Source organism: Limnohabitans sp. 15K (assembly GCF_002778285.1).
GTDB lineage: Bacteria > Pseudomonadota > Gammaproteobacteria > Burkholderiales > Burkholderiaceae_C > Limnohabitans_A.
On sequence record NZ_NESM01000002.1, the window covers coordinates 243017 to 256905 of the forward strand.

The 13889-nt window shown below is 56.9% G+C and carries 6 protein-coding genes; all 6 read right to left on the minus strand.

Features of this window, described 5'->3' with window-relative positions; genetic code table 11:
* Positions 1 to 18 precede the first annotated feature (18 nt).
* Genes B9Z40_RS09915 through B9Z40_RS09970 form a run of 6 tightly spaced genes read right to left on the minus strand, consistent with a single transcriptional unit; the run spans position 19 to position 13806 of the window.
* The gene (locus B9Z40_RS09915) at positions 19 to 1779 is read right to left on the minus strand and encodes a peptidase domain-containing ABC transporter (protein ID WP_158238076.1); all 1761 of its coding nucleotides are present in this window, start codon (positions 1777 to 1779) and stop codon (positions 19 to 21) included.
* 17 nt (positions 1780 to 1796) lie between these two features.
* Positions 1797 to 8657: a calcium-binding protein gene (locus tag B9Z40_RS17095; protein WP_143473950.1), complete on the minus strand. Its 6861-nt coding sequence runs from the start codon at positions 8655 to 8657 to the stop codon at positions 1797 to 1799.
* Between the two features lie 55 nt (positions 8658 to 8712).
* Positions 8713 to 10299 (minus strand): hypothetical protein, encoded by a 1587-nt coding sequence (locus tag B9Z40_RS09955; protein ID WP_143473951.1) that lies wholly within the window; start codon positions 10297 to 10299, stop codon positions 8713 to 8715.
* A 31-nt stretch (positions 10300 to 10330) separates the two neighbouring features.
* Entirely contained in the window at positions 10331 to 11590 is a 1260-nt protein-coding gene (locus B9Z40_RS09960) for an HlyD family type I secretion periplasmic adaptor subunit (protein ID WP_158238077.1), read from the minus strand.
* Positions 11587 to 12339: a hypothetical protein gene (locus B9Z40_RS09965; protein ID WP_100173200.1), complete on the minus strand. Its 753-nt coding sequence runs from the start codon at positions 12337 to 12339 to the stop codon at positions 11587 to 11589. The genes B9Z40_RS09960 and B9Z40_RS09965 overlap by 4 nt, the downstream gene beginning before the upstream one ends.
* A 30-nt stretch (positions 12340 to 12369) precedes the next feature.
* Positions 12370 to 13806 carry a TolC family protein gene (locus tag B9Z40_RS09970; RefSeq protein WP_100173201.1) on the minus strand — a complete coding sequence of 479 codons (1437 nt, stop codon included), beginning with the start codon at positions 13804 to 13806 and terminating at the stop codon, positions 12370 to 12372.
* Positions 13807 to 13889: the final 83 nt, after the last annotated feature.

Sequence of the window (13889 nt, forward strand, 5' to 3'; positions counted from 1 at the left end):
AATAGGTCTCAATTCTAATCAAGCCACCAAAAGCTTTGAGGTGGCGTCGTCGGCCAGCAGACGACCTTGGTCCAGCACCAACAGTCGCTGCGTGATGGCCAACACGGCCGCACTGTGGGTCACCACGATCAAGGTCACGTCGGTCAGGGCGGACAAGCGCTGCACGATGGTTTTCTCGGTTTCGGTGTCCAGGCCGGTGGTGGGCTCGTCCAACAGCAGCAGGCGCGGGCGGGTGGCGAGTGCACGGGCCAGGGCCACTTTTTGGCGCTGACCACCGGACAGGTTGGCGCCGTATTCCTCTACCGGCAGGTCGAGGCGGAGCGCACCCGAGGCCAGGTCGATGTCGAGCGCCGAGACATGCACGGCGTGGGCCAGCGCAGCCATGCGCTGCTCGGGCGTGGCGTCGTCGGGCACGTTCATCAAAATGTTGGACTCGAGCGTGCCAGCCATCAGCGGTGCTTCTTGCGGCTTGAAAGCCAGCCAGGTCACCCGGTCTTGCGGGGCAATGCTGTGCAGCGCAGCGTGGTCGACCCGCACCTCTCCCTGCGTGGGCTGAATGGCCCCCGCCAAAATGCGAAGCAAAGTGGACTTGCCCGAACCCGGGCGACCCAGAAGGCCCACACGTTCACCGGGCTGAAAGTTCAGGTTCAGCTCTCGCAGTGCGGACTGGCCGTTGGCATATTGATGCACCAGCTGGTGCGTGGCGATATGCCCGCGCACCGTGCCCACCGGGCGACGCAGGCTGTCCATGACGTCGGCGCTGCTGGCTGTAGGCGTGGGCAAGGCGTTGGTGTGGTCAGTGGGCAGTGCTCCACCCTGACCTGGCGCGGACTGCAAAAAGGGGGCGAGCTGCTTCATGGACTGGCGCAACTCCGTCCAACGGCCCAGCGCCATCAGCACCTGGCCCACCGTGCCCAGTGTGCGGCCGCTGAGCATGGACACCGCAATCAATGCACCCACCGTGATTTGCTGACCGAAGATCAGATAAGCACCGACCACCAACAAGCTCACATAGCTGAGCAAGCTCACGGCCATTTGCCAGTGGCTTTGCACCACCAAAGACAGACGCAAGTCGCTGGAGGATTCGGCGTGTTGGCGGGCCGATTGCTGAAAGCGGCTTTGCATGCGCGTACCTGCGTGGCTGGTGCGCAGGGTGTCGAGCGATGACAAGGTGTCGGTGAGCAAGGCCAACTTGTTGGCTTGCTGCTCGTTGACGGCGCGGTTACAGCGCTCGGTTCGCGATTTGAGCCACTGGCCGACGGCGATGTAGAGGCCCACCCAGACCAAGACGACGATCAGCAGTTGCCAAGCGATGACACCGATGGCCACGAGGATGAACACCAAAAACGGCAGATCGGCCATGGCCAGCAGATACTGCGACGAAAAGAAGTCGCGGGCCGAAGCCAGGTCTCGGTAGAGCGTCAAAAAACGGGCCGCCATGCCCGGCTGCGCACCACTGCGGGCAGAGGGCTGAAGCAAGACCGCAAACAAGCGATCGTCAATTTTCTCGTCAATCAGCTGCGCCACACGCTCGATGTCCCGCACCCGAATGGAGCGCAACACCAACTCAATGGCCAAGTACAAGACCACCCCAATGGCCAGCACCCACAGCGTTTCAAAAATGCCGTTGTGCACAACCTTGTCGTACACCAACATGCCAAATAAAGCTGGCACCAGCGTTCCTATGTTGATGAAGAAGCTCGACAAGGTGAGCCAACCTAAACGGCCACGCAGAACGTAGGCCAGCCAGGATTTGAGGCTGGTGAGGTCTTGGGGCATGGGGGATAGCGAGTCACTCATACGTATTGCACCTGCGCAATTTGAACCAATTTCGTGGAGTCAGAATAGAAGGTTGTGGAGTTGCGGGTGTCTGTGAAATAGACGCCCGTCTCAGCCACGATGTCATAACTGTCGTTTCCGCCCAAAGCCAGCTTTAAAACACAGGCCGCACCGGAAAGATCAACCAAACTCTTGATGGACGCGCTGTTGAACTGCACTGTAGAAGCCACACCATCTCCAGCCATATCGATTTTATCGATAGAGGTGAATGAGCCGTTGGTCAAGATGGTCAGATCAATGGTTGCGCCTGCAGTTCCCTTGATTTGCAATGTGTCTATGACCCCTGCTGCCCCCTGGATAAGGGCAGTTGAAGCACTGGCGGTCAAGTTTGATGAATTAACGATGAAGGTATCCCCCCCACCACCACCGATGGCCTGATCTCCAGCCAACGAGGTGTTGTTTGTAGCCAGATCAAAGGTATCGGAACCTGTACCGCCCGTCAGGGTATCAACACCGTCCCCCCCCACCAAAGAATCATTGCCACCACCACCCGTGATGCTATCGTTGCCAGCGCCACCAAAAATAGTGTCGTTGCCGGTCCCTGCGCTCAGTTTGTCGTTACCCGCTTCGCCATGAATTGTGTTGCTGCCATTACCACCGCTCACGGTATCGTCACCTTCACCAGCATAAATGGTGTCATTGCCCGTGCCCGCAGTCAGCGAATCATTTCCGGTACCACCATCCAGTGTATTGTCCCCATCGCCACCATTGACCGTGTCATCTCCAGCGCCTGCATAAATGGTGTTGGCAACTCCCAATGTGCCAGTCGCTGAAATATTGTCCTTACCGGCACCAGTTTTGATGTTCTCGATGTTTTTGATCGTATCGGTGCCTTGTTCCACGGCATTGATCATGAAAGAAAGCGTAGACGTGTCGTTGGCCTTCAGCTCAACCGTCATATCGTTGGTGGCAGTGCTGTAATCCACCCAATCACTTCCGGCACCACCATCCAAGGTGTCATCTCCCAAGCCACCGACCAAGGTGTCGCTTCCGGTACCGCCAGTGATGCTGTCATCGCCAGCCATGCCATTGAGTGTGCTGGCGACATTGCTGCCAATGATGGTGTTGTCAAGCTCGTTGCCGTTGCCATTGCTGGCACCACCAGTAAGGGTCAATTTTTCTAAATTTGTGCCCAACGTCAGATCAACAGCACTGTTGACTGTATCTATACCTTCATTTTGTAGTTCAACGATTTCGTCTGTTGAGATGCTGACAAAATAAGTGTCGTCACCTTTGCCGCCAGTCATCTTGTCGACGTCACCACCGCCATCAAGTGTGTCATTACCATCACCGCCACTGAGGGTATCGCTACCCGCATTGCCGATCAAATAGTTGTTACCACTGTCACCAGTCAAGGTGTCGGCGGCACTGCCACCGGTCAGGTTGGTGATGCCACTGAACGTATCGCCTAATGCATCGCCTTGCGTGCCTTGACCTGATGCCAAGGACGCAGTGACAGACAATGACGATGATGCGTACGAAGCAGTATCAATGCCACCGCCACCGGTGAGCGAGTCAGCACCAAGCCCTCCGATGAAGATGTCGTTGCCTGTGCCGCCGATGAGGGTATCGTTTCCATCCAAACCCGACAGCGTATTGCCAGAGTTGTTCGCCTGAATGATGTTGGCCACGCTGTTGCCTGTGCCGGTCAGTACCCCCGTGCCAGTCAAGGTCAGGTTTTCCAGATTGGTCGAAAGCAAATAGCTGATCGAGCTTTGGACTGTGTCTGTGCCCGCCGAAGAGTTTTCTGTGATGGAGTCTGAGCCACTGTCGACGACATAGGTGTCGTCTCCCAGGCCTCCAATCATGCTGTCATTGCCTATTCCGCCGTCAAGCGTATCGTTACCTGTGCCTCCAGTTAGCGTGTCATTTCCGGCACCGCCACTGAGGCTATCGCTGTTGTTATTGCCGGTCAGGGCGTTATCGCCCGCATTGCCTATCGCTGATGTTGCCAACCCGATCAATTGCAAATTTTCAACATTGACTGCCAATGTGTACCCATCGAGCGACACTTGAACGGTGTCAATGCCAGCCGAGGCATTCTCAGTCACAACATCACTCAGACTGTCGACCACGTACACGTCGTTGCCAGTGCCGCCAGCCATGCTGTCGTTGCCAGAACCCCCATCCAGCGTATCGTTGCCAGTACCACCGGTCATCGTGTCATTGCCAGCGCCACCACTGAGGCTATCGCTGCTGTTGTTACCGACAATGGTGTTGGCCAAATCATTACCCACACCCTGCGTCGCGTTGCCGGTCAGCATCAGTTTTTCGAGGTTGGCACCCAGTGTGTAATTGATCGCGCTTTGAACCGTATCCGAGCCTTCGCCAGGATTCTCGGTCACCACGTCACCGGCGTTTTCCACAACGTACGTGTCATCGCCAGCACCTCCCACCAGGGTATCGGCACCTGAACCACCATCGAGAACGTTGGCCCCACTGTTGCCCGTGATGGCATTGCCCAAAGTGTTGCCTGTGCCGTTGATCGCCGAACTGCCGGACAAAATCAGATTTTCGACGTTGGCAGACAGCGTGTAGGTCACCAAACTTTGAACAAGGTCCATGCCTTCGTTGGCGTTCTCTGTGACCACATCACCGAGGTTGTCCACCACGTAAGTGTCATCACCAGCCCCTCCGATCAAAGTATCGGCACCAGCCCCTCCATCGATTAAGTTGGACGCACTGTTGCCTGTGATCGTATTGCCCAGACTGTTACCTGTGCCGTTGATCGCAGCAGTGCCGGTCAATGTCAGCTTTTCAATGTTGTCAGCCAATGTGTAGGTCACAGCGCTTTGAACTTGGTCAATGCCTTCGTTCAGTTTCTCAGTGATCACGTCGCCAATGTTGTCCACCACGTAGGTGTCGTTGCCATCACCGCCCACCAAGGTATCGGCTCCTGCACCACCGTCCAATGTGTTGGCTGCACTGTTGCCGGTGATGGTGTTGTTCGCGCTGTTGCCAGTGCCATTGATTGCCGTACTGCCAGTCAATGTCAGATTTTCGATGTTGTCACCGAGCGTGTAAGTCGCAGAGCTTTTGACAGTGTCTGATCCTTCATTGGCCACTTCCACAATCACGTCCGATGTGCTGTCCACCGAGTACGTGTCATCACCAGCACCGCCGACAAGGGAGTCCTCGCCTGCCCCACCGTCCAAGGTGTCATTGCCTGCGCCTCCATTGATGGTGTCTTTTCCGTCACCGCCATTGAGCGCGTTATTGCCTGAATTTCCCGTGATGGTGTTGTCCAGGCTGTTGCCTGTGCCGTCGATGTTGGCTGTGCCTGTGAGGGTCAGCTTTTCGATGTTCTCGCCAATGACATAGGTCACCGAGGTTTGAACTTCATCAGTACCTTGACCTGCATTCTCAGCGGTTGAGTCGGTGGTGTTACTCACAATGTAGGTGTCATCACCTGCACCACCGGCCAATTTGTTGTCGCCTACACCGCCATCGAGCGTATCGTTTCCGTCCCCGCCATCCAGCGCGTCATTGCCGTCTCCACCCAACAACTTGTCATTGCCGTCGTTGCCCGAAATATTGTCATTGCCCGCACCGCCGTCCAGCGTGTTGTCGGCGTTGTTGCCTTTGATGACGTTGTCATCGGCATTGCCGGTGCCGTTGATGGCGGCATTGCCCGTCAGGGTCAGGTTTTCCAGGTTGGCTGCCAGCGTGTACGTGAAGCTGCTCTGCACCAGGTCTTTGCCTTCGCCTGCGTTTTCGGTGATGACATCGCCCGCATCGTCCACCACATAGGTGTCGTTGCCAGCGCCGCCGACCAGGGTGTCGGCACCTGCTGCGCCGTCGAGCGTGTTGTCTGCGCTGTTGCCGGTGATGACGTTGGCCAAGCCGTTGCCCGTGCCGTTGATTTTGGCGCTGCCCGTCAAGGTCAAGTTTTCAAGGTTGGAGCCCAAGGTGTAAGTCACAGAGCTGCTGACTTGGTCTTTGCCTTCGTTGATGTTCTCAACGATGGTGTCGGCCACGTTGTTGATAACGTAGGTGTCGTCACCCGTGCCGCCAATCAGGTTGTTGATGCCGCCACCGCCGTCCAGTGTGTCGTTGCCCGCCAGGCCTTGCAGCGTGTTGTCGCTGGCGTCTCCGGTCAGGCTGTCGTTGAACTGGGTGCCACGCAGGTTTTCGATGCTGGTGTAAATGTCGCCCGCGGCTTCGGCCACATTTTGTGCAGCGCTGCCAAGCGAAGCGGTCACGCCTTGGGTGGCGTTTTCATAGCTGACGGTGTCGTGGCCTTCACCACCTTGCAAAGTGTCTGCACCCAGACCGCCTTCGAGCACGTCGTCACCGCCGCCACCTTGCAGCAGGTTGCTCTCTGCGTCGCCCACCAGCACGTCGTTCTTTTCTGTGCCGATCAGGTTCTGGATGTTTTTGAAGGTGTCGCCAGAAGCGTCTGGCCCCGAGTTGTAAATCTGCTGGTCCGCGCCCAGGTAAACGCTCACGCCCATGGCCGAGTGCACATAGGTCACGGTGTTGCTCCCGGTGCCGCCGTCAAACACGTCGCCACCCGCGCCGCCTTCGAGGGTGTCGTCACCAGCACCACCGCTCAGGCTGTTGTTTTTCTCGTCTCCCACCAGGGTGTCTGCATAGGCGCTGCCCAGCAGGTTCTGGATGTTGGTGAAGGCATCGCCTTGGGCGTCACCACCTTGGTTGTCAAGCTGGCGGTCCGCCGCCAAATAAACGGTCACGCCCTGAGACGAGCCTGCATAGCTCGCGGTGTTGGTGCCCGCGCCACCGTCCAAGCGGTCAGCACCGCCCGAGCCTTCCAGCGTGTCATTGCCCAAACCGCCGCTCAGCTTATTGGCTTGCGCGTTGCCTGTCAGGTGGTCGTCATAAGCACTGCCCAGCAGGTGCTCGATGTTGACGAGTACATCGCCTTGGGCATCGCCACCTTCGTTGACGGCTTTGCCTTGTAAGGACACTTTGACCGCATCGGTGGATGCGCTGTAACTGGCTGTGTCTTGGCCATCCCCACCATCCAGGGTGTCGAGGCCCACGCCACCTTGCAGCGTGTCATCGCCCGCACCGCCGCTTAGGATGTTGTCGTTGGCGTCGCCCGTCAGGTTGTCGGCCTGCGCGCTGCCCAGCAGGTTTTGGATATCGGTGTAATGGTCGCCTGCTGCGTCTTCGGTGTTGTTTTCTGGGTGCAGCAAAGAGGCAGTCACGCCAGCTTGAGCGCTGGCATAACTTGCGGTGTTGTTGCCCTCGCCGCCAATCAGCTGGTCGGCCCCGCTTCCTCCGGCCAGCGTGTCGTCGCCTTTGCCACCGCTCAAGGTATTGGCACGGCTGTCGCCCCACAGGCTATCCGCGAAGTCGCTGCCCACCAGGTTCTGGATATTTTTGAGCACATCGCCTTGGGCTTCGCCGCCTGCGTTCAGGCTTTGCTCTGCGCTGGCCGTGTGCACGGTCACGCTTGTGGCCGACGTGCTGTAGCTGGCGGTGTTGGTGCCGGTGCCACCGTCCAGCGTGTCGGCACCCAAGCCGCCGATCAGGGTGTCATCGCCACGCCCGCCGTTGATGGTGTCGTTGCCGCCCAAGCCGCGCACGATGTCGTGGCCGTCGCCTGCGTTGATGACGTCGTTCAGTTTGTCGTCGCCCTGAATGTCGTAACTCACGCCACGGGCCAACAGGTTAAAGATGGGTTGGCCGTTGGCGTCGTTCGCGTAGGTCTCTGAAACAGATCGGAAATCGCCATGCGAGAAAGTGAGCGTCTGGCCACCCGTTTCAATGACGCTACCGGCCGCGTTGTAATACTTGACCAAGACTTGAAAGTCGGTTTTTTGAACGGTGACGCCGTCTTCGGCCACCTTCCAAGTCAGGGCCAACTGCTGGGTTGCACCGCCTTTGACGACCAGCTCCAGCGGCTTGTCAACAAGGCTTTGGCCGTTGATTTTGAAGTCTGCAGGCACGCTGGTGGTGCCCAGGGCCAAGGTGTAGACGGCTTTGACCGCTGTGGGCGCACCGGAAAGCAGCAAGTTGTTTTGCACCACGCCATCGACCCATTGCGGCTTGACCTCAGACGAACCGGCCGCAGGAGCTTTGACCACGACTGGGAGTGGGGCCTCGGCCATCATTTGCCGCGGCTGAACAGCATCCAGCGTCTTGGTGGCATCCAGCAAAGTAACCGCAGTGACTTTGTAGTCGCTGCTGGCCCGCAGCTCGCGGTCTTTGCCCGATTGCTCTGAGGTATTGGTGTTTTCTGGTACAGGCGGGCTGCCCGGCGTCGGCGAAGCCAAGGGGTTGGCCACCACGTCAGAGGCTTTTTTAAAACCTGTGCCAGGGCCCTGCCCTTGCGCCTGCGCATCTCGACCGTCATTGGCCGAGGCACTGACCGTGGACAGACTTTGCAGCAATTTTTCGACCTGCTCAGCCGTTTCGGTCATTTGTTTCAGCGCATCGTTGACGTCTTGCCCAAGTCCAAATTCACGACCCTGAACGTTGTCGGCTTGCGCAGGTTGCATGTCTGCAGAGCGCAAGCGAAAGCTGCCACCCTCGACGGGTTTAAGAATGCCAATTTTTTTGACCTGATCGGCTGCGGTGATGCTGGAGCCATTGCTGAAAACAATTTGGCTGTCGGGTTGAACCGCCGCCTGCAGAGCGCCTTGCTGCAAGATGATTTTTTCACCCGACAGCGTGATGATGACCAAATCCAAATCGACCGATTGAACAGAGGCCACATCCTGTTCCCGAATGGGCAGTTTGAACTGTGTGCTGCTGTTGAGGGGCGTTGCTGCAATCAGTTGAACTGCTGGGTCCTGCGAGGATGAGGTGGACGGCTTGGGCTCAACAGGCGAGATGGTTTTTTCGGTCATTTTGGAAGCGTGAAACAGAACGGCGATAGAACACTGGCCAGGCCAGTCTTATCGATCAGGTGTTGATGGGGCTTGGCTGTGGGGTGTTGAGACCCAGCAAATGCACCATTTGCTCGTTGCGGAACTTGTTTTCTGTGAGCAATGCATCGAGGCGGTTGAGCAACTCGGCCCGCGTTTGAGCCTGATCCTGTGTGCGCATTCCGACTTGCTCGATGGCAGTCAAAAATTCCTTTTGGTGCACGGACAGCTGAACTTGGGTTTCTTTTCCGTGCAATACATTGCGCTGGTCTTGCTCGGCCATTTGTTTGACCAGCAATTGGGTGCCGTGCAAATGGGACACCATTTGCTGCAAGCCCGATTGCTGAATTTGGGCCCAGTGAGACCATTCGTTTTGGCGCGTTTGGTTGTCGGTTTGCATCTGCACTTGCCAATTGTTTTGCTGAACCTCCAGCATGTGCTGCTGGTGCACCGCCTGGTTGCGCCAAATTTCTTGCAATTCGTTGGACTGCGCTGTCAAGCGTTGGTTTTGATCGGCAAAGGCTGTTTGCAAAAAATTGTTTTGCTGGGACAGCTGCTGGGCCATCAACTGGCTCGCATCGACCATTTGGGCCTGGTTCTCGGACAATGCGGTTTGTGAGGATTGCAGTTGAAGCAAGGCCTGCAAAGCCTTGTCTTGCGTCTGTGTTTGCTCTTGCAAATGCTGCACCAGCGAGCTGGCCGCATGGTTGGAGGTTTCAACCCGGGCGACCAATGTGGCCATGCTGCCCAACAACTCCCTGACCCGCCTTTCAGACTGGTCCAACGCCAAAGCCAGGCCTCGCAACAAAGGCGAGTGCTCAGACAGTTGCCCCAATGCCTCGGCCAATTCAGCGGCAGGGTCATCCAAGTTTTCTTCGGTGTTGGGCGCGATGTCCAGCATCAACGAGGTGTCGGAATGCACGAAGGACACCAGGTCACTGGAGGCGCTGCGCACCCCCACCGACAACACGCCCATGATGAGTGAACCTAAAACACCGAACAGCGAGGCACTGAAGGCAACGCCCATGGCTTGCATGGGCGCCGTCAATCGCGCCACCAGCTCACTGATGGCGGCGACGGGATCGATCATGCCAGCGCCCAGATTGAACGAGCCAATCAGCTTGCCGATCTCGGCCAGCGCGCCCAGCAAACCAATAAAGGTGCCCAGCAAACCCATGCCGACCATCATGCCGCCCATGAATTGCGACATCATCAAACGACGGGTTTGTCGTGCGCTGAATCGCTCCATCTCCGATTCGACGGCGGAGTGCTGAACCGATGAAAGTGGTTTGCCGCGCAAACCCTGAATCAATTGCATCAAAGAAACGACATCGTACTTTTTGCTGATGTCATAAAGCGTGGCCTCAAGCTCTGCGTCGGCAATGCCGCTGTCCACCATGAGGCGGTATTGACGGAACAGGCTGCCCTCTTTGTTGATGCGGCGAACGTGTGCCATCATTTGGTAACAGCCTACAACCACCAACAGAAAGATGATGTAGTTGATCTGAGGGTGAGGGTTGCCCTCGACCGTGCTCATGATGGCATCCCAAAAAATCACTGCGCCTAAGAAGACGAGCGCAACAGGAACACCCATGTACCAGTAATAAAGTTGGAGTCTTTTCATTTTTTATCCTCTGTCTATCTAAGAGCGTGAATCAGTGGGGTTCGGTGAAAGCTTGCTGCTGAAAGCGCAGCAAAGGCGAGAGCAAATAGGACATGACGGTGCGTTGGCCCAACACGACATCGGCGCGGGCCGTCATGCCGGGCAAGATGGCCAAGGCGGTCATGCGTTCGGAAGGTGTGTCGGTTTGAATCAAGACTCGGTAATAACGCTGGCCCGATTCATCGGCCAAGGTGTCTGCACTGACCTCGACGAGGCGGCCGCTCAGGGCGCCGTAAACGGCATAGTCGTAAGCACCAATCATGACCCGCGTGCTCAGACCCGGTCGCAGAGAAGCACGGTCGTTGGGCCTGACACGGGCTTCAACCGCCACGGGGCCTTGGTTGGGGGTGATTTCCAGAAGGACCTCGCCTGGCTTGACCACGCCACCCATGGTGTTGAAGTTCAGCCGGTTGATGTAGCCACTGGTGGGGGCACGGACTTCTGTGCGTTCAAGGCGATCGGTATCGCCATCGACCGCCAAATGGAGTTTGGCCAGTTCAGCGCTCACCTGCGTCAACTCGGTACGCGCCTCTGAACGGAACTTGGCAGAAGACTCGTCCAAACGCGCCGACAACTCGGACACCGCCGCTTGCAAGCGCGGCAAGGAAGCCTGGATGTCGTTCAAAGTGGTGGTCAGGCGCTGGGTACGACTTTGCGAGTCGATCAACTCCATTTGCGAGGCGGCGCCTTTTTTCGCCAAGCCCTCCATCATGTTGGATTGTTTTCGGGCCAAGTCCAGCTCAATCTGGGTGCTGACAATGCGGCTACGGGCCTCCGTCAACTCAGCTTGACGTTGTGTGTGTTGCTGGCCGATGACCAAGCGCTCCGAGCGCAAACGCGACAAACGCTCTTTGAAGGCATTGACCGCTTCTTGTTGGATTTCTTGCGGCACTTCCAATGGAAACTGCGGTGCTGCCTGGCCTTGTGCCTCTGCGGTCAAGCGGGCTTGTTGCGCCAACAAGGCTTGCAAACGCGAACGCCCTTGCTGAACGGATGTGTTGGCCTGCACGTCAGACAAACGCATCAACACGTCACCAGCTTCCACCACTTGGCCTTCGCGCACCAAAATTTGCTGCACGATGCCGCCTTCCAGGTGTTGCACGATTTGCGCACGGCCTGCCGCAATGATGCGGCCCTCAGCGCGAACAATTTGGTCCACTGGAGCGACCATGGCCCAGGCGATGGCGCCGGCCATCAACACCACCAAAAAAGCCAAAAGCATCCGATCAAAGCGCACTGAACGTTGGTTCATGGCACCCATTTCAAGAGCACTTTGCTGTTGTCGGCACCGGCTTGTGTGCTCTCGTGGATTTTCAGGTCAATGGCTGCGCTGGCGGCTCCGTTTTCAAGCAAGGCATTGCGCACCGCATTGGCGCGGTAGAAAGACAAGCGAGCCGCCTCTGAAAAGCCCTTGGGCGAAATCACCGTGATTTGCCAACGGCCTGCCTGCAAAGGACTGATGGTTTTCAGTTTGCCCATCAGCTCGGTTGTTTCGGCAGCAGACATGGTGACCACGTCTGGGCTGAACATCACCACAATCGCCGATGGCGACAGGTTTTGGACTTTGTTGGCCTGTTTGGGTTCGACGGGTTTGTTGTCTTTGACCTGCACCACCTCCTGCCGTACATCTGGGCTTTGGGCCAGTTGACGCTGCGTCTCTTCCAGTTTTTTCTGGGTGATTTCAAGTTTGGCCTTCACCTCGTTGATCGTTTGCTGCATGCGGCTGACGGTGTCGTCTTTGCTTTGTGCATTCGCGTCTTTTTGTTGCTCACCCTTTTGCTTGTCTTGGGTGTGGGAGGCCGATGTGGCGGTTTGCTGGGACTGAGCCTCTTCAATCGCTTTCTTTTTGGTCATTTGCGCCAATTGCAAGGTCGCGCCCAACACCACGATGCTCATGACCGCGATCACAAACAGCAGGTTGATGGCCAGGTTGGTGACGGCGTCAACGTAACCGGGCCAAAAAATATCAGCGGCTTCGCCGGAATCAGAGGTGCTGGCCATGGTGTTTTCTTATATTCAGGGGTGAGTTCATCAAGGCTTGATGGCGCGCAACTGGCCTGTGCGCTGAAGAATTTGAGCGTGGGCCTTGATGTTTTGACCCATCGACTGCACCAAACGTTGCCGCGCTGCGAAAAAACGCTCGCTGGCATCCAAGGCATCCAGCAAAGACCCCAAACGGCCTGTTTTTAATTGTTCGGCCACGGCCTCCACCACTTTGGCAGCCGACGCTTGCTCCAATTGCGCCGTTTGAATGCGCAAAACAGCCGATTGCAACAAGGCCATATCGCCTTCCAAGGCCTGACTCAAGCGTTGGCTTTCGTCGGTGAGTTTGGCCTCACGCGAACGCAACTCCGCACGCGCTTGTTCAGCTTGGTGCCACTCCTTGCCACCCAAAGACGTGGCCCAGGTAGCGACCAACAAAGCGCGTGTATTGGTGTGCGGGCCGTTGGTGCCTTGCACGTTTTTGCTGTTGTCGTGCTCCAAGCTGACACCGACCACAGGCAAGTACTTGGACATTTCTGCCTTGATGCGTGATTGCTGCGCTTCGATGTCAAGCTGGAGTGCTCGCAAATCTGGGTTTTGCGCCAATGCCAAAGTTTGGAGTTGCGGCGACCCGACAGCGACATCTGGAAAGCGGGATGCATCGGGCAAACGAATGGCCAAGGGCGTCAAGCCGGTGAGGCGACTCAACTCCAATAGGCTGTTGCGATAAGCCGCTTGTTGCTCGATGCGGATTTGACGGGCGTTCAGCACCCTTGTACGGGCCCGCTCCAAATCTGCTGGGCTGGCGGCACCCGCTGAAACACGCGTCTCCAAATAATTGAGGATGTTTTGCAGTTGCGCCAGTTGCACGTTCGAAAAATCAAGCACCAAGCGTGTCGAGGCCACATCGACCGTAGACCGAACAACGGACATGAGGACGTTGTCGTAAGCCGATTGAAAACGGAACTCGGCCGACGTTTCGGCTTGACGGCTGGCTGCCAACTCATGCGACAAAGGCGCGTTGTACAAGGGTTGCGTGAGGCGAACCGTGCTTTGTCGGTAGGTGTGTTTGTCTTGCGCCAGTTGCAGGGCTTGCGATTGCTCAGGCCCCGTGGCGTGACGCAATGAAAAACTGGGCAACAAATCGGCGCGGGCGATTTTTCGGCCGGACTGGGCCATTTCAAGCTGAGCGCGGACTTGTTGCAATTGGGGGCTGATGTCGAGCGCGCGCTGGATAAATTCGGTCAATTCAAGCGCTGGCTCGTTTGAAGGGCTCACCTGAGCAGAGGCATCCCCAATCTCGACTGCGGGCAATGCCAACACATCGCTTTGGGTCACATCGCGAAAGCGAAGCGGGTTGCGCTCATTGACCGCTGTTTGACTCCAAACGCTTGACGCCCCCATGGCCAAGGTGGCGATGCATGCCCAATTCAATAAGCGCAAGGGTGGCCAAGGGCAAACAGCAGAATGGTTGATGATTTTCATTTGTGTCAATTTTTGAACTTATTGACGCAATTTTCTCATCTAATATGCCTAATTAATGTTAAAAATTCTTATAAAACACTCTC

Bases quoted from the DNA above. Each gene is read 5' to 3' on its own strand.
- B9Z40_RS09915 (WP_158238076.1), bottom strand. From the start codon at position 1,779: ATGCCCCAAGACCTCACCAGCCTCAAATCCTGGCTGGCCTACGTTCTG.
- B9Z40_RS17095 (WP_143473950.1), bottom strand. From the start codon at position 8,657: ATGACCGAAAAAACCATCTCGCCTGTTGAGCCCAAGCCGTCCACCTCA.
- B9Z40_RS09955 (WP_143473951.1), bottom strand. From the start codon at position 10,299: ATGAAAAGACTCCAACTTTATTACTGGTACATGGGTGTTCCTGTTGCG.
- B9Z40_RS09960 (WP_158238077.1), bottom strand. From the start codon at position 11,590: ATGAACCAACGTTCAGTGCGCTTTGATCGGATGCTTTTGGCTTTTTTG.
- B9Z40_RS09965 (WP_100173200.1), bottom strand. From the start codon at position 12,339: ATGGCCAGCACCTCTGATTCCGGCGAAGCCGCTGATATTTTTTGGCCC.
- B9Z40_RS09970 (WP_100173201.1), bottom strand. From the start codon at position 13,806: ATGAAAATCATCAACCATTCTGCTGTTTGCCCTTGGCCACCCTTGCGC.